17 protein-coding genes are annotated in these 18,523 nt (G+C 72.8%); 10 read left to right on the forward strand and 7 right to left on the reverse strand.

Annotated features, from left to right (window positions below):
* Genes ACZ6R6_RS18230 through ACZ6R6_RS18245 form a run of 4 tightly spaced genes read right to left on the reverse strand, consistent with a single transcriptional unit; the run spans position 1 to position 3,819 of the window.
* Positions 1 to 564, reverse strand: coding sequence for an ECF transporter S component (locus tag ACZ6R6_RS18230; RefSeq protein WP_470094713.1), 564 nt, complete (start codon positions 562 to 564; stop codon positions 1 to 3).
* Positions 561 to 2,240, reverse strand: coding sequence for an ABC transporter ATP-binding protein (locus ACZ6R6_RS18235; RefSeq protein WP_470094714.1), 1,680 nt, complete (start codon positions 2,238 to 2,240; stop codon positions 561 to 563). Before ACZ6R6_RS18235 ends, ACZ6R6_RS18230 begins: the two co-directional genes overlap by 4 nt.
* A complete protein-coding gene (locus tag ACZ6R6_RS18240; protein ID WP_470094716.1) occupies positions 2,237 to 3,397 on the reverse strand; it encodes an adenosylhomocysteinase in 1,161 nt (386 codons plus the stop codon). The genes ACZ6R6_RS18235 and ACZ6R6_RS18240 overlap by 4 nt, the downstream gene beginning before the upstream one ends.
* Positions 3,391 to 3,819 carry a Rossmann-fold NAD(P)-binding domain-containing protein gene (locus tag ACZ6R6_RS18245; protein WP_470094718.1) on the reverse strand — a complete coding sequence of 143 codons (429 nt, stop codon included), beginning with the start codon at positions 3,817 to 3,819 and terminating at the stop codon, positions 3,391 to 3,393. Before ACZ6R6_RS18245 ends, ACZ6R6_RS18240 begins: the two co-directional genes overlap by 7 nt.
* A gap of 332 nt (positions 3,820 to 4,151) precedes the next feature.
* Here ACZ6R6_RS18245 and ACZ6R6_RS18250 point away from each other — a divergent pair, with 332 nt between their 5' ends.
* From ACZ6R6_RS18250 to ACZ6R6_RS18280, 7 genes are all read left to right on the forward strand, one after another.
* Positions 4,152 to 6,017 carry a CASTOR/POLLUX-related putative ion channel gene (locus tag ACZ6R6_RS18250; protein WP_470094720.1) on the forward strand — a complete coding sequence of 622 codons (1,866 nt, stop codon included), beginning with the start codon at positions 4,152 to 4,154 and terminating at the stop codon, positions 6,015 to 6,017.
* Positions 6,018 to 6,141: 124 nt separating this feature from the next.
* The gene (locus ACZ6R6_RS18255) at positions 6,142 to 7,335 is read left to right on the forward strand and encodes a sensor histidine kinase (protein ID WP_470094722.1); all 1,194 of its coding nucleotides are present in this window, start codon (positions 6,142 to 6,144) and stop codon (positions 7,333 to 7,335) included.
* Positions 7,332 to 7,997, forward strand: a complete 666-nt coding sequence (locus tag ACZ6R6_RS18260; protein WP_306863130.1) for a response regulator — start codon at positions 7,332 to 7,334, stop codon at positions 7,995 to 7,997. Before ACZ6R6_RS18255 ends, ACZ6R6_RS18260 begins: the two co-directional genes overlap by 4 nt.
* 154 nt (positions 7,998 to 8,151) lie before the next feature.
* Complete coding sequence (locus ACZ6R6_RS18265) at positions 8,152 to 9,399, forward strand: cytochrome ubiquinol oxidase subunit I (protein WP_470094724.1); 1,248 nt, start codon at positions 8,152 to 8,154, stop codon at positions 9,397 to 9,399.
* 9 nt (positions 9,400 to 9,408) lie between these two features.
* Positions 9,409 to 10,155 (forward strand): cytochrome d ubiquinol oxidase subunit II, encoded by a 747-nt coding sequence (locus ACZ6R6_RS18270; protein WP_470094726.1) that lies wholly within the window; start codon positions 9,409 to 9,411, stop codon positions 10,153 to 10,155.
* Between the two features lie 286 nt (positions 10,156 to 10,441).
* Positions 10,442 to 10,798 carry a hypothetical protein gene (locus tag ACZ6R6_RS18275; protein ID WP_470094728.1) on the forward strand — a complete coding sequence of 119 codons (357 nt, stop codon included), beginning with the start codon at positions 10,442 to 10,444 and terminating at the stop codon, positions 10,796 to 10,798.
* Positions 10,799 to 10,991: 193 nt separating this feature from the next.
* Complete coding sequence (locus tag ACZ6R6_RS18280) at positions 10,992 to 11,393, forward strand: VOC family protein (protein WP_470094729.1); 402 nt, start codon at positions 10,992 to 10,994, stop codon at positions 11,391 to 11,393.
* Here ACZ6R6_RS18280 and ACZ6R6_RS18285 read toward each other — a convergent pair.
* Entirely contained in the window at positions 11,365 to 12,189 is an 825-nt protein-coding gene (locus tag ACZ6R6_RS18285) for an alpha/beta fold hydrolase (protein WP_470094731.1), read from the reverse strand. The two genes, ACZ6R6_RS18280 and ACZ6R6_RS18285, sit on opposite strands and share 29 nt — an antisense overlap.
* A gap of 203 nt (positions 12,190 to 12,392) precedes the next feature.
* The gene (locus ACZ6R6_RS18290) at positions 12,393 to 12,701 is read right to left on the reverse strand and encodes an SDR family oxidoreductase (RefSeq protein ID WP_470094733.1); all 309 of its coding nucleotides are present in this window, start codon (positions 12,699 to 12,701) and stop codon (positions 12,393 to 12,395) included.
* A 63-nt stretch (positions 12,702 to 12,764) separates the two neighbouring features.
* On the opposite strand from ACZ6R6_RS18290, the gene ACZ6R6_RS18295 reads away from it, so the two are divergent.
* Entirely contained in the window at positions 12,765 to 13,373 is a 609-nt protein-coding gene (locus ACZ6R6_RS18295; RefSeq protein WP_470094734.1) for a TetR/AcrR family transcriptional regulator, read from the forward strand.
* A 182-nt stretch (positions 13,374 to 13,555) separates the two neighbouring features.
* On the opposite strand, the gene ACZ6R6_RS18300 is transcribed toward ACZ6R6_RS18295, so the two are convergent.
* Positions 13,556 to 15,214 (reverse strand): alpha-amylase family protein, encoded by a 1,659-nt coding sequence (locus ACZ6R6_RS18300; protein ID WP_470094736.1) that lies wholly within the window; start codon positions 15,212 to 15,214, stop codon positions 13,556 to 13,558.
* A gap of 143 nt (positions 15,215 to 15,357) precedes the next feature.
* On the opposite strand from ACZ6R6_RS18300, the gene ACZ6R6_RS18305 reads away from it, so the two are divergent.
* Both ACZ6R6_RS18305 and secD read left to right on the forward strand, forming a co-directional pair.
* Positions 15,358 to 15,765 carry a hypothetical protein gene (locus ACZ6R6_RS18305; RefSeq protein WP_470094738.1) on the forward strand — a complete coding sequence of 136 codons (408 nt, stop codon included), beginning with the start codon at positions 15,358 to 15,360 and terminating at the stop codon, positions 15,763 to 15,765.
* Between the two features lie 93 nt (positions 15,766 to 15,858).
* The gene (secD, locus tag ACZ6R6_RS18310) at positions 15,859 to 18,123 is read left to right on the forward strand and encodes a protein translocase subunit SecD (protein WP_470094740.1); all 2,265 of its coding nucleotides are present in this window, start codon (positions 15,859 to 15,861) and stop codon (positions 18,121 to 18,123) included.
* Positions 18,124 to 18,523 lie beyond the last annotated feature (400 nt).

Here is an 18,523-nt window from a genome sequence, read left to right on the forward strand (position 1 = left end):
CTACAGGCCCGCCCTCTTGGCCAGCGGCTCCCAGGCGGCGTCCAGCGCCGGGACGAGGATGACGACCGCGATGCCGTTGGCCAGCAGCGCCGGCAGGTAGTTGACGAACAGGAAGGTGTCGAAGTCGACCCCCTGGAGCCAGATGTCGGTGACCACGAAGAGCAGGCCGACCGCCGTCGCGAGGAGCGCCCCGAACGCGGTGACCAGGTGCCGGACGGTCTCGTTGGAGATCGGCGGGACCACCGTGAAGATCAGCGCGGCGAGCGCGCCGACCAGGCCGTTGGCGACGCTCCAGTTCCACCAGAGCAGGCCCGCCCCCTGGACGAGGTCGATGACGATGTTGCCCACGCAGCCGACGAAGAAGCCGGTGATCACGCCGAAGCGCTTGCCGAAGAACGGCACCAGCGCGACCGCGGGACGGACGGCGACGCTCTGGGTCCCGGGGATGAGGAAGCTGAACAGGCCGAGCACGGCGTAGAGGGCCGCGCCGACGGCGCCGAACACGATCGTCCTGGAGTTGAGCGTCCACGGGGAGTGGCGCGGCGACAATGCCTCTGTACTCATGAAGGGGGGACTCCTTCCGGGTGGGGGATGAGGCGGCGCGCGAGGTCGAACGGGTGGGGTATCCCTCCCGCGCCATGGACGTGGTCGCGGATGGCCCGGACCAGGCTGGTCTGCCGGAGCCCCGCGCGGGACCAGACGTCCGCGTCGTGGGCCAGTTCGGCGGGCGGCGCGTCGGCGACGACCCGCCCCCCGTCGACGACGACGATCCGGTCGGCCGAGGTCAGCGCCAGGTCGACGTCGTGGGTGATGAAGTAGACGCTCTCGACGGCGCCCAGGACCTGGGTCATGAACCGCGTGGTGGTGTGCAGGTCCTGGCCGGCGGTGGGCTCGTCGAGGATGAGGGTGCGGGGCCGCATGGCCAGGGCCAGGGCGACGGTGAGACGGCGCTGCTGGCCGAAGGAGAGCGTGCGCGGCGAGCGCTCCATGACGTCGGCCTCGTCGTCGAGGAGCATCGCGCGCAGCGCCTCCTCCGAGACCCGCCGGATCTCCTCGTCCGGCCGGCCGAGGTTGCGCGGGCCGAAGGCCAGCTCGTCGCCGACGGTCGCGCAGAACAGCGCCTGGCCGGGGTTCTGGAAGACGTATCCGAAGGTGGTGGCCAGCTCCCTGGTCGAGCGCTCGGTGACCGGCGCACCGTCCACGTGGACGGTGCCACGCAGCGGTTCGAGGAGCCGTACGGCGGCGCGCAGCAGGGTGGACTTGCCCGCCCCGTTCCGCCCGAGGACCGCGACCCGCTCGCCGCCCCCGAGCGCCAGGTCCACCCCGTCCAGCACGGTCCGCCCGCCGTACCCCAGCGAGGCCTCCCGGTAGTCCAGCCTCGCGACCGTGTCTCCGCCGCCCCGTACGGCGGGCCCGCCGGGCCGCGCGGCGGGTGGCTCGGCGGCGCCGCCGGGCCGCGTGAGACCGGCGGGCACGGCGGGCAGTTCGGCGGCGCGGGCCACCAGCGTCTCGAAGGGCAGCTTTACGTGGGCCACCGGCGCCCAGGCCAGGAAACCGGCCACGTCCCCGGCGTAGCCGCTCCGCCCGCCCTCCAGGTAGAGGACCTGGGTGGGCGCGAACCGCAGGATCTCCTCCACCCGGTGCTCGACGACCACGGCGGCCCCGCCCTCGTCGACGAAGCGGCGCAGCTCGCGCATGAGCCGCAGGCCCGCCGCCAGGTCGAGGTTGGCCAGCGGCTCGTCCACCAGGACGGCCCGGGGCCGCATCACCAGCACGCCGGCGAAGGCGACCAGCTGCAGCTCGCCGCCGCTCAGCTCGGCGGTGACCCTGCCGAGCAGGTGCCGGATGCCCACCCGGTCGGCCACCTCGCCGATCCGGCGGCGGATCTCGGCCCGGGGCAGGCCGAGGTTCTCCGGCCCGAAGGCCAGCTCGGCGTCCACGGTGGTGCCGACGATCTGCTTGCGTGGGTCCTGGAGCAGGGTGCCGACGGTGGTGGACAGCTGCCTGACGCTCTGCTCGGCCACCGGCCGCCCGCCGACCAGGACCTCGCCGGTCACCTCGGTGCGGTAGGCGTGTGGGATGAGCCCGTTGAGCAGCCGGAGCAGGGTGCTCTTGCCGCCGCCGGAGGGACCGCTGACCAGCGCGAGGTCGCCCGGGCCCACGGCGAGGTCGACTCCGTCGAGCACCTGCCGCCCGGTGGTCTGGTAGCGGACCGAGGCGCCCCGCAGCTCGATGATCACAATCCTCTTTCCAGGAATTCGCGCTGGCGCGCGGACGGCGCGTCGAGACCGATCCCCAGCGCGCGCAGCTTGAGCCGGGCGACCCGTTCGTCCAGCTCGCCGGGCATGAGGTGGACGGCTGGCTCCATCGCCGGGCCGTGGGTGACCAGGTGCTCCACGGCGAGCGCCTGCACCGACAGCGAGAGGTCCATGATCTCGATCGGGTTGCCCTCGGCCGCCGCGCAGTTCACGCACTCCCCCTCGGCCAGCACGGTGACGCCGGGCGGCACCTCGCCGGTCTCGACCTCATCCGGCACGCCCCCGGCGACGGCCACCACGGCGCCGGGCCGCATGGCGCGCAGGTGCTCGCGGGTGACCGTGTGCGCGACGCCGGTCGCGGAGAACACCAGGTCGGCCTCCGGGCAGGCGTCGAGGAGCGGGACGACCTCGAAGCCCTCGTGGTGGGCGCGCAGTGCCGCGAACGGCTCCACCTCCGTCACGACGACCCGGGCGCCGAACGCCCTGGCGTAGCGGGCCACGCCCTGGCCGACGTGGCCGTAGCCCGCGACCACGCAGACGGCGCCGGCGAGCTGGAGCCCGGTCAGGTCCAGGGCGGCCAGCACGCAGGACTGCCCGGTCCCGTGCACGTTGTCGAACAGGTATTTCGAGCGGGCGTCGTTCACCGCCAGCACGGGGATCCGCAGCTCGCCCCGGCCGGCCATGACCCGGAGCGGGCGCAGGCCGCTGGTCGTCTCCTCGGCCGCCCCGAGCAGCCCTCCCAGGAGGTCGGCGGCGTGCGCCAGCCGTACGACCCTTGAGCCGTCGTCGGCCAGCACGTCGAGCCCCTGACGGAGCATGCGCAGCGCGGAGTCCCGGTCCTGCTCCGGCGAGGCGTCGGAGCGGGCGAGCACGGCGACGCCCTCGGAGACGAGGGCCGCCGCCACGTCGTCGGCGACCTCGCTCGCCGGGCAGGTCACGATCACCTCGGCCCCGGCGTCCCTGAGCGTCAGCGCCAGGTTCGCGGTCTTGGGCTCCAGCACGAGCACCAGGCCGACCCTGCGCCCGGTCAGGTCGAGTTCGCCGGCGATCGCGTTCAGCACCGGCATGGACCGGCGCGCCCAGGCGATCCGCTCCAGCCCGCGCGCCTGGAGCGAGGCGTCCCTGATGTCGGCTAGCACGCCATGTCCAGCACGAACACCTCGCGGTCCGGGCCGAGCCGGTAACCGGTGATCCCGTCGCGGACCCGCGTCCCCGGCATCCCCGCCAGGACGCCGGCCGCCCCGGACGGGCGGCCGTCCGCGCCGGTCCGGGGTCCGGAACAGGCCAGGATCGCCCCGTCCCGTAGGAGGGGCAGGTGCGCCTCGGTCGCCCCGATCACCAGGTCGGCGACCGCCACCGCGTCCTCCTCGGCGAGCACCCGGTGGCCCAGGAGCGCCGCCGCCGGGTCGGTCAGGAGGGTCTGCGCGCCCATCGCCCGCAGGCAGGCGGCCAGCTCCGGCTCGTGACCGATGACCGCCACGCGCTTGCCCGCCATCAACAGGTTGGTGAGCCGGAGGATGGTCTGGACCGCGGCCTGTGCCCGGCGATGTCCGTTGTTCATGACCCCTCATCCGACTCTTTTGCAAGATCCGATTAAAGGGGAGATCCGCACCCAGTGACAATGCTCTTGCCCGGATAAACGGATAAACGGCACCGATCAGCCCGAATGAGCCTCCGTGGACGCCCTCCTGAGGCGAAGGACGCGCCGAACCACGACACCCGAGCCACCCGCCCCCCTCCACGCGCCGGCCCGGCCACCCCTCGACCGCCCCCCGCGAGGCCCTCTGGGCTCGGAGTCCCCGGAGGTCCGGGATCATGAATTTGCGAACACCAGAGCGACCTGTAATTTTTGTGCGATTGTTGGTCGGACGTTTACCTACGGGGAGGGTACCGGTGTCCAGGGCGACGTTCCGGGAACGGGTGCGGTACTGGTTCGACAACACCATGTCGCGGGGCGCGGTCGCCCTGATCGGCTGGCTCGCCCTGATCTCGCTCGGGCTGATCCTGCTGGTCACGATGTTGAGCCTGTGGCTGACCCCGGTCGAGGCGGCCAAGAACAACGGCTTCCCGGGCATGCTGTGGATGTCGCTCATGCGCACGCTGAGCCCCGGCAAGGTCGCCAGCGACACCGGGAGCACGCTGTTCGTCGCGCTCATGTTCACCGCGTCGCTGGGCGGGATCTTCATCGTGAGCGCGCTGGTCGGCGTGCTCTCCAACGGGCTCAAGACCAAGTTCGAGCAGCTGCGCAAGGGCAAGTCCCGGATCATCGAGACCAGGCACACCGTGATCCTCGGCTGGTCGGACCAGATCTTCACGATCGTCGACGAGCTGGTCCAGGCGCACGCGAGCCAGCGCGGCTCCGTCATCTCGATCCTGGCCGACAAGGACAAGGTCGACATGGAGGACGAGATCCGCCAGCACGTGGGCGAGACCGGGAGGACCAAGCTGGTCTGCCGGACCGGGCGGCCCACCGAGCCGACGGACCTCGACCTGATGAACCTCGACGCGGCCCGCTCCGTGGTCGTCCTGTCCCCGCAGGGCGACGACCCCGACGCCCACGTCATCAAGACCCTGCTCGCCCTGGCCAAGCGCTCCGGCGACCACCCGCCGGTGGTGGCCGCGGTCGCGAGCACCTCCAACATGGCCGCCGCCCGCCTCGCCGGAGGCCCGGCCGTCCACCTGGTCGACTCCGACGACACCGCCTCCCGGCTCATCGTGCAGTCGTCCCGGCAGTCGGGCACCTCCGTGGTCTGCATGGACCTGCTCAACTTCTCCGGCGGCGAGATCTACCTGCGCTCCGACCGCGACCTGGCCGGCATGACGTACGGCGACGCGCTCCCGGCCTACCAGACCGCCACGGTCATCGGCCTGCGCCGCGAGGGCCGGACCATGCTGAACCCGCCGATGGACACCGTGATCGCCGCCGACGACCAGATCATCGTGATCGCCCAGGACGACTCGATGATCCATCTGGCCGACGGCATGCCGCAGGCCCAGGAGGAGTCGATCGTCTCGGCCGAGCCCGACAGGCCCGGCCCCGAGCGGACCCTGGTCCTCAACTGGAACGGCCGGGGCCACCAGATCATCCGCTGCCTCGACGGCTACGTCGCCCCCGGCTCCGTCCTGGACATCGCCTCCGACCACCCCGACGCCTCCGCCGGCTTCGAGGGCCTGGTCAACCTCACGGTGAACGCCAAGGACTGCGACACCACCGACCGCTACGCGCTGGAGGCCCTGGGGCTGGGCGTCTACCAGCACGTGGTGGTGCTCTCCGACGACCGCTACGAGCCCGCGCACGCCGACACCCGGACGCTGATGACCCTGCTCCAGCTCCGCGACATGCAGACCACGCTCGGCGAGCGCTACTCCATCGTCAGCGAGATGCACGACGAGAACAACCGCGCCCTGGCCGAGGTCACCCGGGCCGACGACATCGTGATCAGCGACACGGTCATCGGCCTGCTCCTGGCCCAGCTCACCGAGAACCAGCACCTGGTCGACGTGTTCGGCTACCTCTTCGACTCGCGCGGCTCGGAGATCTACCCCCGCCCGGCCGGCCAGTACGTCCGCGCCGGGGCCCCGGTCAGCTTCGCCTCGGTGATCGAGTCGGCCCGCCGCCGCGGCGAGACCGCGATCGGCTACCGCCTGGCCGACCAGGTGAACGAGGCCCCCCACTTCGGCGTCGTGCTCAACCCCGACAAGTCACGGCCGCTCCGCCTCGGTCCCGGAGACTCGGTGATCGTCCTCGCCGAGCGCTGACCCGCCGTCGCCGGAGAGCGGGAGCCGGTGCCGAGGACCGGTGCCGGGAGAGCAGGGCCGGGAGAGCGGGGCCGGGGCGGCCCACCGTACCCGGCCCCGGCGGACGGTCGGTAGGGTGCCGGGCGTGGGACTCCGCCGCATCCCGATCGAGACCGTGGTCACCGCCCTGGTGATCCTGGGCGTGCTCGGCGGGAACGCCGTCATGGCCCGGCTCCGGCCGGAGGTGACGCCCAACGCCTGGGACCACGCGATGCCGCTGGTGGCGTGCGCCGCGGTGGCGATGCGCCGCCGCCTCCCGATCCCGGCGCTGCTGCTGGCCGTGGCGGCGGCCGGACTCTACTATCCGCTGGCCCACCTGGACGGCTGGATCTTCCTCGCCGTGCTGCTCATCCTGTTCACCGCCGCCGACCTGGGCCATCTGGCGGCCGCGGCGACCATCACGCTCATGAGCCTGCTCGCCGTCGTCCTCGGCGAGGCGAACAGCCCGATCCGGCATCTCGACGACAGCCAGTTCCTGCTGCTGGGCGGCTGGGTGCTGGCGACCCTGGCGATGGGCGGGGTCTCGCGCAACCGGCGCGCCTACCTCACCGAGGCCCGGCGGCGGGTGGCGGAGGCCGAGCGCACCCGCGAGGAGGAGGCCCGGCGCAGGACGGCCGAGGAGCGGCTCCGGATCGCGCGGGAGATCCACGACACGCTCGGCCACAACCTCTCGATGATCAACGTGCAGGCGGGGGCCGCGCTGCACCGGATCGGACAGCGGCCCGAGCAGGCCGAGGCGGCGCTGACGGCCATCAAGGAGGCCAGCAAGGAGGCCCTGCGGGAGCTGCGGGCCACGCTGGGCGTGCTGCGGCTGGTGGATGAGGACTCCCCCACCAGCCCGGCGCCGAGCCTGGCCCGGATCCGGGAGCTGGCCGACCGGACCGGGCTCGCCGTGCGGATCGAGGTCCTCGGCGAGCTCCGGCCCCTGCCCGCCGAGGTGGACCACGCGGCCGTGCGCATCGTCCAGGAGTCCCTGACCAACGTCACCCGCCACTCGGGCACCGGCGCCGCCGAGATCACCGTCCGGTACGGCGGCGCCGACCTCACCCTGCGGATCGACGACCACGGCCGCGACGTCCCCGGCCATGACGCCGGCGACGGGGGCCCTGGTGGCGCCCCGGAGCCGGGCGACGGCGACCGGTCGCGGCCCGGGAGCGGGTTCGGGATCGTCGGCATGCGGGAGCGGGCCGCCGCCCTCGGCGGCTCCCTGGAGGCCGGGCCCCGCCCCGGTGGCGGTTTCCGGGTCTCCGCCCGGCTCCCCCTGAGAGGAACTTCATGATCCGTGTGCTGCTCGCCGACGACCAGACGCTGGTCCGTGCCGGATTCCGGTCGATCCTGGAGGGCGAGGACGACATCGAGGTGGTCGGGGAGGCCGCCGACGGGGCGCGGGCCGTACGGCTCGCCGGGGAGCTCGGTCCCGACGTGGTGCTGATGGACATCCGGATGCCCGAGCTGGACGGGCTGGAGGCCACCCGGCGGATCGTCGCCGACGGCCGGCTGGCCGCCACCAAGGTGATCATCCTGACCACCTTCGACCTCGACGACTACGTGTACGGCGCGCTGCGCGCCGGGGCCGGCGGGTTCCTGGTCAAGGACACCGAGCCGGCCGAGCTCATCCACGGGGTCAGGGTGGTGGCCAGGGGCGACGCGCTGATCGCCCCCTCGGTCACCCGGCGGCTGATCTCGGAGTTCGCCGGGCGGGTGAAGCGGCCCGAGCCGGGGCCGGAGTTCAACGGGCTGACCGAGCGCGAGCGCGAGGTGCTGACGCTGGTCGCCGGCGGCCTGTCCAACGACGAGATCGCCGCGAGGCTGGTGCTGAGCCCGGCCACCGCCAAGACCCACGTGAGCCGGATCATGACCAAGCTGCACGCGCGGGACCGGACCCAGCTCGTGGTCCTCGCCTACGAGGCGGGCGTGGTCACCCCCGGCTGGATGGACTAGCGGCCGGCGAGCCTGGCCGGCCACGCGTCGACGCCCAGGCCGCGGGGTGACGTGGCGGGTGTACGGACGGGCCGCGGGGACGCAACTTCTGGAGTACGGCGTATGCGCGCCGGGAGGGACGCGCGGGCGGTGACCCTACCGCGAGCCTGAGGGCATGGAGACGCTCGACCTCGCCCGCCTGCAGTTCGCCCTCACCGCAGGGTCACACTTCCTGTTCGTCGCCCTCACCCTGGGTCTGGCCACACTGGTCGCGCTCATGCAGACCCGGGCGACGCTGACCGGCTCGGCCGTGCACCGGCGGATGACCCGGTTCTGGGGGCGGCTCTACGTGATCAACTACGCGATGGGGATCGTCACCGGGCTGGTGATGGAGTTCCAGTTCGGCCTGGTCTGGAGCGGGCTGACGCACTTCGCCGGCAACGTGTTCGGCGCCTCGCTGGCGATGGAGACGCTCACCGCGTTCTTCGTCGAGTCGACGTTCCTGGGACTGTGGATCTTCGGCTGGGACCGGCTGAACCGGTGGGCGCACCTGGGGGTGCTCTGGGTGGTCACGCTCACCGCCTACGCCTCCGCCTACTGGATCCTGGTCTCCAACGGTTTCCTGCAGAACCCGGTCGGCGCCGAGGTGGTGGACGGCGTGCTCCGGCTCACCGACGCGGCGGCGGTGCTGACCAATCCGGCGGCGCTCACCGCGTTCGGCCACATCCTCTGCGGCGCGCTGGTGGTCGCCGGGTTCTTCGTGGCCGGGGTGAGCGCTTACCACCTGCGCAGGCGCACCGAGGAGCAGGAGTTCTTCCGCCGGTCGCTGCGGATCGGCGTGTTCACCGCGCTGCCCGCGCTGATGGCCACCGCGACGTTCGGCGGCGTCCAGTTCGGTACGGCGCAGCCGATGAAGCTGGCCGTCTACGGCGGCGCGGCGCAGGAGGTGGCCCGGCTCCAGGCCGAGATGGTCGCCGCGCACGGGCCCGGCGACTACGCCCCGCCTGCCGGGCTGGTGCAGGGCAGCGCCACCACGATGATGATCCTCTTCGCGCTGATGCTGCTGATCGCGGGGCTGAGCGCGCTGCTGGCGCTGTTCCCGTGGGCGGTCCGCCGGCTGCGGATCTGGCACGTGCTGCTGACCGCGGCGGTCCCGCTGCCGTTCGCCGCCATGCTCGCCGGCTGGGTGTTCCGCGAGGTGGGCCGCCAGCCCTGGGTGGTGTACGGCCTGCTGACCACCCAGGACGCGCTGGGCGAGCTGTCACCCGGTGCGGTCCGGTTCTCGCTGGCCGCCTTCGCCTCGCTGTTCGGCCTGCTCATCGCGGTCAACACCTGGATGCTCGCCCGCAGCGCCCGCCAGGGCCCGGCGGCCGCCGGGACCGGCCACGTCCCCGCCGAGCCGCTGCCGGCCCTGGCCTTCTGAGGAGATTCCATGGAGATCACGCTTCTGGCGTTCTTCGCCGTCGGCTACTTCGTCCTCGCGGGCGCGGATCTGGGGATCGGCATGCTCCTGCCCCACCTCGGCCGCTCCTGCGACGAGCGCGGCCGGGTGCTCGCCGCGATCACCCCGCTCTTCATGAGCAACGAGGTCTGGCTGGTCGCCACGGCAGGGGTCCTGGTGGGCGCCTTCCCCGTCCTGGAGGGGGAGCTGCTCAGCGGGCTGTACGTGCCGTCCGTGGCGCTGCTGCTCGGCTGGGTGGTCCGGGACGCGGGGATCTGGCTGCGCGGCCGGGTCGACCGGGCCGCGTGGCGGCGCGGGTGTGACGGCGCCGTGGTCGCGGGGAGCTGGGCGGTGGCGCTGAGCTGGGGGTTCATCCTCGCCGGGATGGGTGAGAGGTCCGTCACCGGCTCCGCGGCGATCGTCGTGCCCGCCGTCGCCGCCCTGTTCTGCGCCCACGGGACGGCCTTCGCCGGCCTGCGGCTGGGCGGCGCCCCGAAGGCGCGGGCCCGGCGGCTGTCCGGAGCCTCGGGCGAGCGCCTGGCCTACGCCCTGACCTCGGGCGGGATGGCGCTGCTCTGTCTGCTGGCCGGGTCCCGCCTGCCACTGGCGGAGAACCTGGCCGATCCGGCGACCCTCGCCCTGCTCACCCCCGCACTGCTGGTGATCACTCCCGTGCTGGTGGCGTCGCAGGTGTGGCTCTGGCGGGTCTTCGACCGCGCTCCGGTCAGGTCGCAGTGATCATGTAGGCCAGGCCCAGCAGCACGACGACAGGGATCAGCCACACCACGGCCTCGACTGCGAACTCCTTGTACACGGTCAGTTTCTCCCTTTGGGTCGCACTAAATCCATAGAATCGGCAATGCGAAGCATATGTGTAGCGGGAGGTGGTCCCGCACGCGGGCCGGACACCGCTCCCCTCCTCCCGGCCGCACGGCACGGCCGGCGTTCGGAACGGCACCGGTTACGACCGACCCAATCACGGAATGTAGCGTTGTGACTACATTCATCGGAAGGGGTGCGGACGATGCCGGACGCGGACGACGGGCAGCCTGACATCCTCAGCGAGCGGCTCACACTCGGCACGGGCTTCACCGAGGCCGACCACCCCCAGGTCCTCGAACGGCTCGCCTCGCTGGGGAAACGGCTGCGCTCCCATCCCGGCGACTCGGTGGACCTGCGGCTGAGCGTCAAGAACCGCGGCCGGGCGGAGCAGAAGGTGACCCTCGAATGCCGGCTCGCCGGTGCCGAGCCCCTGGTGGCCACCTCGACCGAGCAGGAGCTGTCCACCGCGCTGACCGAGGTCCGCGACGACACGATCCATCAGCTGGACAAGCTCAAGACCAGGAGGGATCCGCGTCACGACCGCCCTCACCGGCCGTGATCCGCCACGACCGGGCGTGATGCGCCGACGGAGGGGTGAGCCGCGCGCCAGGCGGGCGAGCCACGCCGGGGGCCGGGTGAGCTCCGCCGGGGACGGGCGAGATCCGTCACTGACGGGCTAGATGCCGGGAATGTCAGGCGTGGCCGATCACGCTGTGCCCGGCAGGGAACCACCGTCTGTCCGAGGAGCCGTCATGACCGTCCGAGAGCTGCGCCTGGTCGTCACCGCCGCCGACTACGAGGAGGCGCTGCGGTTCTACCGCGACGTGCTGGGCCTGCCCGAGCGGGCCGCCTTCTCCTCCCCCGACGGCCGGGTGACGATCCTGGAGGCGGGCCGGGCCACCTTGGAGATCGCCGACCCGGCGCAGGCCGAGTTCATCGACCAGGTCGAGGTGGGGCAGCGGGTGGCCGGGCACATCCGGGTGGCCTTCGAGGTGGACGACTCCTCCGCCACCACCGCGGAGCTGGCCGGAGCCGGGGCCAAGGTGATCGCCGAGCCCGTCCGCACCCCGTGGAACTCCCTCAACTCCCGCCTCGAAGGCCCGGCCGGGCTCCAGCTCACGCTCTTCACCGAGCTGGGCTCCGAGGAGAGCTGACCCGGACCCGCTCCCCACCGCCGGAGAGCTCCCCGGGGGTTCCGACGAACTCCCGGATCAGCTCGGTGAGCTCGGCGGGCCGCTCCAGCACGACCATGTGGCCGCTGTCGAGCTCGGCGTAGCGGCTGCCCGGGATCAGGCGGTGCAGCTCCCGGGAGTGCTCGACCGGGATCAGGTAGTCCTGGGTGTTGCCGATGACCAGGGTGGGCGCGGTGATCATCGGGAGCCGGTCCCGGATGTCGACCTCCAGGTCCAGAGCGATCTGCCGGGCGGTGCCGGCCGGGGGCGCCGACGCGAGGACCTGGGCCAGCCCCTCGTCGCCGAACCCCCTCAGGAAGGCCGGGCTGAAGGCCAGCAGGGGGGCCACCCCGGCGAAGGCGGCGTTGTCCAGCGACCTCCCCCACAGGGACAGCCCGAGCCGGAGCCGAGGGTCGCCGCCGCCGTGGGCCCACCCGGCCACGAGGACCAGGCTGCGGACGCGCTCGGGATGCTTGGCCGCCACCGCCGCCGCCACGACCGCGCCGAGCGAGAACCCGACGAGATCGGCCGGGCCGTCGAAGGTGGCCGCGACCTGATCGGCCAGCAGGTCCAGGGTGAGCCCACCGGCCGGCAGCGGGGTGCCGCCGCTGCCGGCGTAGTCGGGGGTGATCACAGTGCGCCGGTCGGCGAAGGCTCCGACGAGGTGGCCGAAGTTCGTCAGCGAGTCGCCGCCGGTGCCGTGGACGAGCACGAGCTCCGGCCCCTCCCCGGTGACGTTGTAGTGGACGGGGGTGGCCGAGACGGAGACGGTGGGCATGGCGACCTCTCAGAGGCTGGGACCGCCGGTGGCGGCGGGGCTGATGGGGGAGAAGGCAGAACCGGCGGGGCCGTACGGGACGACGACGGGCCGATGCGAAGGACGGCGGGCCGTACCGGACACTGCCGGGGCCGTGCGGGACGGCGGTGGAGCCGTACGGGACGACGGCGGGCCGACGGGGAAGGCGGCGGGCCGGCGGGGGCTCAGAGCTCGGAGCCGCCGGTGGCGTCGAGGGTGGTGCCGGTGATCCAGCGGGCGTCGTCGGAGACCACGGAGGCGACGACGTCGGCGATGTCCTCGGGGGCGCCGACCCTGGCCAGGGCGGCGCGGCCGGCGGCATACGCCTCGGCGCCGGGGTTGCCGCGCAGCCAGCCCGCGTTGACGTCGGTGTCGACGATCCCCGGGGCGAGCGAGTTCACCGTGGTCCCGCGCGGACCGAGCTCCTTGGCCGGCGCCCGGCCGATCCCCGGCTCGCACCCGTCACCAAAGCAGTCTTCACGCCGGCTCCCCAACTCTTTCTGTATCGATCACTACAAAAAGAGACCATAGCAAGAATTTGTAGCGATCGCTATACAATGGTCCCCGTGAGCAGACAGCGCAGCTTCGACCGGGACACCGCGCTGGAGAGCGCGCTGCTGGAGTTCTGGCGCCACGGATACGAGGCGACCTCGATCGCCTCGCTCACCGCGGCGATGGGCATCCGGCCGCCCAGCCTCTACGCCGCCTTCGGCGACAAGCGGCGGCTGTTCGACGCGGTGGTGGAGCGCTACCAGCGCACCCACGGCACCTTCTCGACCCGCGCGCTGGCCGAGGAGCCGACCGGCCGGACCGCGATCGCCCGGATACTCCGCGAGGCCGCGGCCGAATACACCGACCCGGCGCACCCGCCGGGCTGCCTGATCATCAGCTCGGCGGTCAACTGCGGCCCCGAGTCCGCGGACGTCGAAGCGGCGATGCGCGAGCTCCGGGAGGGCGCCAAGGCCGCGATCAGAGCACGCATCGCCGGGGACGTGGCCGCGGGCCTGCTGCCGGCGGACACCGACACCGACGCCCTGGCCGTGTTCTACGCGGGCGTCATCCAGGGCCTGTCCGTCCAGGCCCGCGACGGCGTCGGCCGCGGAGCCCTGGAGCGCGTCGCCGGCCTGGCCATGCTCGCCTGGCCGGAGCCGGACGCGACCGCCTGACCTGGCCGGAGGCAGTCGCCCGGGCTGCGCCGGGCGACCCCGTCCCGGATGGGCACGGCCACGGGGACCGGCGGGAGACGCGGGAACGCCCGGCCCCGGGAACAGGCGCCTGGCCGCCTGCAGGACGTGGCGGAGCCGGTCTCCGCCCGTCCCGCGTACTCAACCCTTTGTGGTCAGTACACCTAGTGGCTCTTGGCCGAGGTGCTCTCCAGGGGCGCGTCGGGGACGGCGGCGCGCAGCCAGCGGGTGCCGTACGGCTCGAGGTCGAACGTCACCCGGCCGTCCGGGGGCAGTTCGAGGCTGCCGTCCACCAGCAGGTCGGTCAGCAGGTCGCAGTGGCCGAGATCGCGCAGCACGAGCTCCACCCGCGCCTCGCGGTCGGCGAAGTTGTGGACGGCGATCACGGTGCCGCCCTCGGCGTCGGCCCGGTGGGCCAGCACGGCACCGTCCCCGGCGTCCAGCACCTCGTAGCGGCCCCAGGCCAGCTCCGGCGACTCCCGGTAGCGCTCGACCAGCATGGTGACCCATCTCAGCAACGAGTCGGGGTCGCGGCGCTGGTCCTCCACGTTGACCTTCCGCGGGCCGTACTCGCCGTCGGGAGAGGCGACGAGGGTCTTCGGGTCGGGTGAGAACCCTCCGGAGCGGGACCACTGCATCGGGATCCGGACCGCCATCCGGCCCTCGGCCTCGAGGTTCTCGCCCAGGCCGATCTCCTCGCCGTAGAAGAGCACCGGCGTGCCCGGCAGGGAGAACAGGACGCTGTAGGCCAGCTTGAGACGGCGCGGGTCACCGCCGAGCATCGGGGGCAGCCGGCGACGCAGGCCACGGTCGTAGACCTGCATGTCCTTCTCGGGGCCGAAGGCGTCGAAGACCTCGTGCTTCTCGGCTTCGGTGAGCTTGTCCAGGGTCAGCTCGTCGTGGTTGCGGACGAAGGTGGCCCAGTGGGAGTCGTCGGGCGGGTCGGGCCGCTCGCGCAGGGACTCGGCGAGCGCCCCCGGGTCCTGCCGGGCCATCGACAGGTGGAACCGCTGCATGCCGATGAAGTCGAAGCACATGGTGACCTGGTCGCCGTTGCCGTCGCCGAAATACTTCATCAGGTCCGGGTAGGGCAGGTTCACCTCGCCCAGCAGGATCGAACTGCCGTCACGACGGTTCATGAACGCGCGCAGGTCGGCGAGGAACTCGTGTGGATCACCGCCGAGACCCTCGATCAGGAACGGCACCGCGTCCACCCGGAAGCCGGACAGCCCCAGCTCCATCCAGAACCCGAGGATGCGCGCGATCTCGTCGCGGACCTCGGGATTGTCGACGTTCAGGTCGGGCTGGAAGCGGTAGAAGCTGTGCAGGTAGTACTGGCCCGTCTTCTCGTCCAGCTCCCAGATGCTGTCCTCCTTGTCGGGGAAGACGATGGCCTTGGGATCGACCGGGTCGGGGTCGTCCTGCCAGACGTACCAGTCCCGCTTGGCGGAGTCCCGGCTGGAGCGCGCCTCCTTGAACCAGGGGTGCTCGTCGGAGGTGTGGTTGACCACCAGGTCGGCGATCACCCGGATGCCCCGGTCCTTGGCGGTGCGCATGAACTCCACGAAGTCACCGAGGGTGCCCAGGCGAGGGTCGACGGAGTAGAAGTCCGTGATGTCGTAGCCGTCGTCACGGTTGGGGGTCGGGAAGAACGGCATCAGCCAGATGCAGGTCACCCCGAGCCGGTCCAGGTGGTCGATCTGCTGGGTGAGGCCGCGGAAGTCCCCGATGCCGTCACCGTTGCCGTCCTTGTAGGTCTCGACGTCCAGGCAGTAGACCACCGCGTTCTTCCACCACAGATCAGCTGTGTAGGTCAGTCGCATGCCGACGCACTACCCGCGTGCGGGCCGTTTACCGGAGGATCGCGCACGCGCCTCGCCGGAGGAGGGGCCCGTGCTCCCTGTCCGGGCACCGGCCACACCCGCCGTCGAGGGGCTACGGTGGGAGCGACACCCTGGAGGAGAACATGCGGCAGTCGAGGCGCGGAGCGCCGTTCGGCTGGCTGCTCGCCCTCCTGCTCCCGCTGCTCGTCTCCGGCGGGGTGCACGCGGGCGGCGTCACCGCCCTCCTGGGACACGCCGGCGTCACCTCGGTCGCCGGGGAGCACCGGCCGCTGTTGCGCGAGGCCCGCCCCGGCGGGGAGCGCCGACCGCGGTCCCACCAGGTTCTCCCCGGCGGGGAGCAGCACCTGCTCACCACGGGCCACGCCGGGACCGGAGCCGGGGGCGGCCACCCGGCCGTGGCCGGCCCGGCCGCCCGGCACCTGCCCCCCGCCTCCGGCTCCGGCCCGCGCCCGGCCGGCGCCGACGATCCACGCCCGCTCGCGGCCCTGCTGGTCAGGCCCGCCCGGGCACCGCCCTCCACAGGCGTCTGAAGCACCTCGTAGCCGGACACCGCGGACACTCCGCGCCGGCCACGGGTGCTTCGCCGTACCCAGACACCATTCCCCAAGCCTGTGGAGGCTTCCATGTCGCGTGCCCCCGTGGTGCGCGCGGTGACGGCGTTCGCCGTCATCGCCGTCTCACTCGTCATCGCGTTGACCATGTCCCCGCGCCTCGGTCTCGACCTGCGCGGCGGCACCCAGATCGTCCTGGAGACCAGGGACTCCCCGACCGTCAAGGCCGACGCCGAGGCCACCGACCGCACCCTTGAGGTGCTCCGCCGCCGCGCCGACGCCCTGGGCGTGGCGGACGCGCCGCTGGCCCGCTCCGGCGAACGGCGCATCATCGTGGAACTGCCCGGCGTGCAGGACCCGGCCAAGGCCGCCGAGGTCATCGGCAAGACCGCCCAGCTCACCTTCCACCCCGTCGTCGCCCTGGCCGACGCGGCGACCTCGCCCAAGTCCGGCGAACAGGTCGTCGCCGACGAGGACGGCGTCAAACTGCTCATCGGCCCGGCCCGGCTCACCGGGGACGGTGTCGGGGACGCCCAGGCCGGGATCGACCCCCAGCAGGGCAGCGGCTGGTACGTCACCGTGGACCTGCGTGAGGGGGGCCGCCGGGCGTGGGCCGAGCTGACCGGCGAGGCCGCCTGCAACCCGGTGGGCGACCCGAAGCGGCGGGTCGCCATCATGCTCGACTCCAAGATCGTCGTATCGCCCCAGGTGAACGAGGGCGTGGCCTGCGAGGTGGGCCTGCCGGGCGACTCCACGCAGATCACCGGCTCCTTCACCGCCGAGGAGGCGGCGGACCTGGCCGCGCTGATCAAGGGCGGTTCGCTGCCGGTGCCCGTCGAGATCGTCGAGCAGCGGATCGTCGGCCCGACGCTCGGCGCGGCCGCGATCGCGGCCAGCGCCCAGGCGGCCGTCATCGGCGTGCTGCTCACCGCCCTGTTCATCGTGGTGACCTACCGGCTGGTGGGCTTCATCGCCGCCATCGCCCTGGCCTGCTACGCGCTCGTCTCCTACGCGGCGCTGGTGGCGCTCGGCGCCACGCTCACCCTGCCGGGACTGGCGGGTTTCGTCCTCGCGATCGGCATGGCGGTGGACGCCAACGTGCTGGTCTTCGAGCGCGCCAGGGAGGAGTACGCCGCCGGGCCGAGGCTCCGGCCGGCACTGGAGAAGGGCTTCCGCAACGCCTGGAGCGCGGTGGCGGACTCCAACATCACCACCCTGCTCGCGGCGGGACTGCTGTTCTTCCTGGCCTCGGGGCCGGTGCGCGGCTTCGGCGTCACGCTGAGCATCGGTGTGGTCGCCTCGCTGGTCACCGCGATGGTCGTCACCCGCGTGCTGGCCGAGTGGGCGGTGCGGCGGCCGGCGGTGGCGAGGCGGCCGGGGCTGACCGGACTGTCCGGCATCGGACGCGTCCGGACCTGGCTGAACACGCGTGGACCCCGCCTGATGCGCCACCGCGCGGTGTATTACGCGGTCACCTGCGTGCTGCTGGCCGGGGCCGTGGCCGGGGTGGCGGTGCGGGGGGTCAGCTTCGGGGTGGAGTTCACCGGCGGCCGGCTGGTGGAGTACTCCACCGGCGTCCCGATCAGCGCGGACGCCGCCCGCGACCTGGTCGCCGGGGCCGGGTTCCCGGACGCGGTGGTGCAGGCGTCGGGCGAGGACGTCTCGGTGCGGACCGGCCGCATCGGCGACGCCGACCTGGCGAGGATCGAGACGGCGCTGGAGAGCGGGGCCGGGCCGATCGCCAAGGAGCGCGACGAGCTCATCGGGCCGAGCCTGGGCGAGGAACTGCGCCGCAACGCGCTGATCGCGCTGGGTGTGGCGCTCGCCGCGCAGCTCGGCTACCTGGCCTTCCGCTTCCGTTGGACGTTCGGCCTGGCGACGGTGCTGGCCCTGGTCGTGGACGCGGCGGTCGTAGTCGGCGCGTTCGCGTGGCTGGGCAGGCCGGTGGACGGGGTGTTCCTGGCCGCGATGCTCACCGTGATCGGCTATTCGGTCAACGACAAGGTCGTGGTCTTCGACCGCGTCCGCGAGCTGTGGGCGCGGCGGCCCCGGACGCCGTTCGCGGAGGTGACCGACACCGCGATCCTGCAGACCCTGCCCCGTACGGTGAACACGGGCCTGGGCGCGCTGTTCATCCTGGTCGCGCTGGCCGTGCTCGGCGGTGACTCGCTGACCGACTTCGCGGTGGCGCTGCTGATCGGCGTCGTCACCGGCACGCTGTCCTCCGCGCTGGTCGCCGCGCCGCTGGCGGTGGAGTTCGAGAAGCGCAGCTCCGCGCCACCGCCGCGACCCCGGAGCGCGCCCCGGCCTCGCGAGGGGTCGGGTGCCGTGGTCTGACGGCGGGCCGGTCGGGGTCGGCCGCCGTCGCCTCCGGGGCGACCCCTCAGGAGATCGGGGGCAGGCCCTCCGGGGAGGGCACAGGCGGGTGAGGGTGCGGGCCGAGACCGGCCCGCACCCTCACCTGTTACACCTACCGAGCTTCACCTGTCGAACGTCTGCCCCACCGGTCCGGACGTCTGCCCTACCGGTGCCCCGGTGTCCCCGTGTCCCGTTCGACCGCGCCGGCCGGCCCTCGGCCCGCGCGGTCTCCGGCACGGTCTCACCGGGTGTGGAGTCCGATCCCGCTTCCGGCGGGAATCAGAAGCACCAGGTCTGGCAGACCGTGAAGCCCGGCAGGACGTGCAGGGCGGGGCGGGGGACGACCTGCAGGACGACAGGGCGGATAGGGACGGCAGGG

It is taken from the genome of Streptosporangium sp. NPDC048886 (assembly GCF_055586905.1).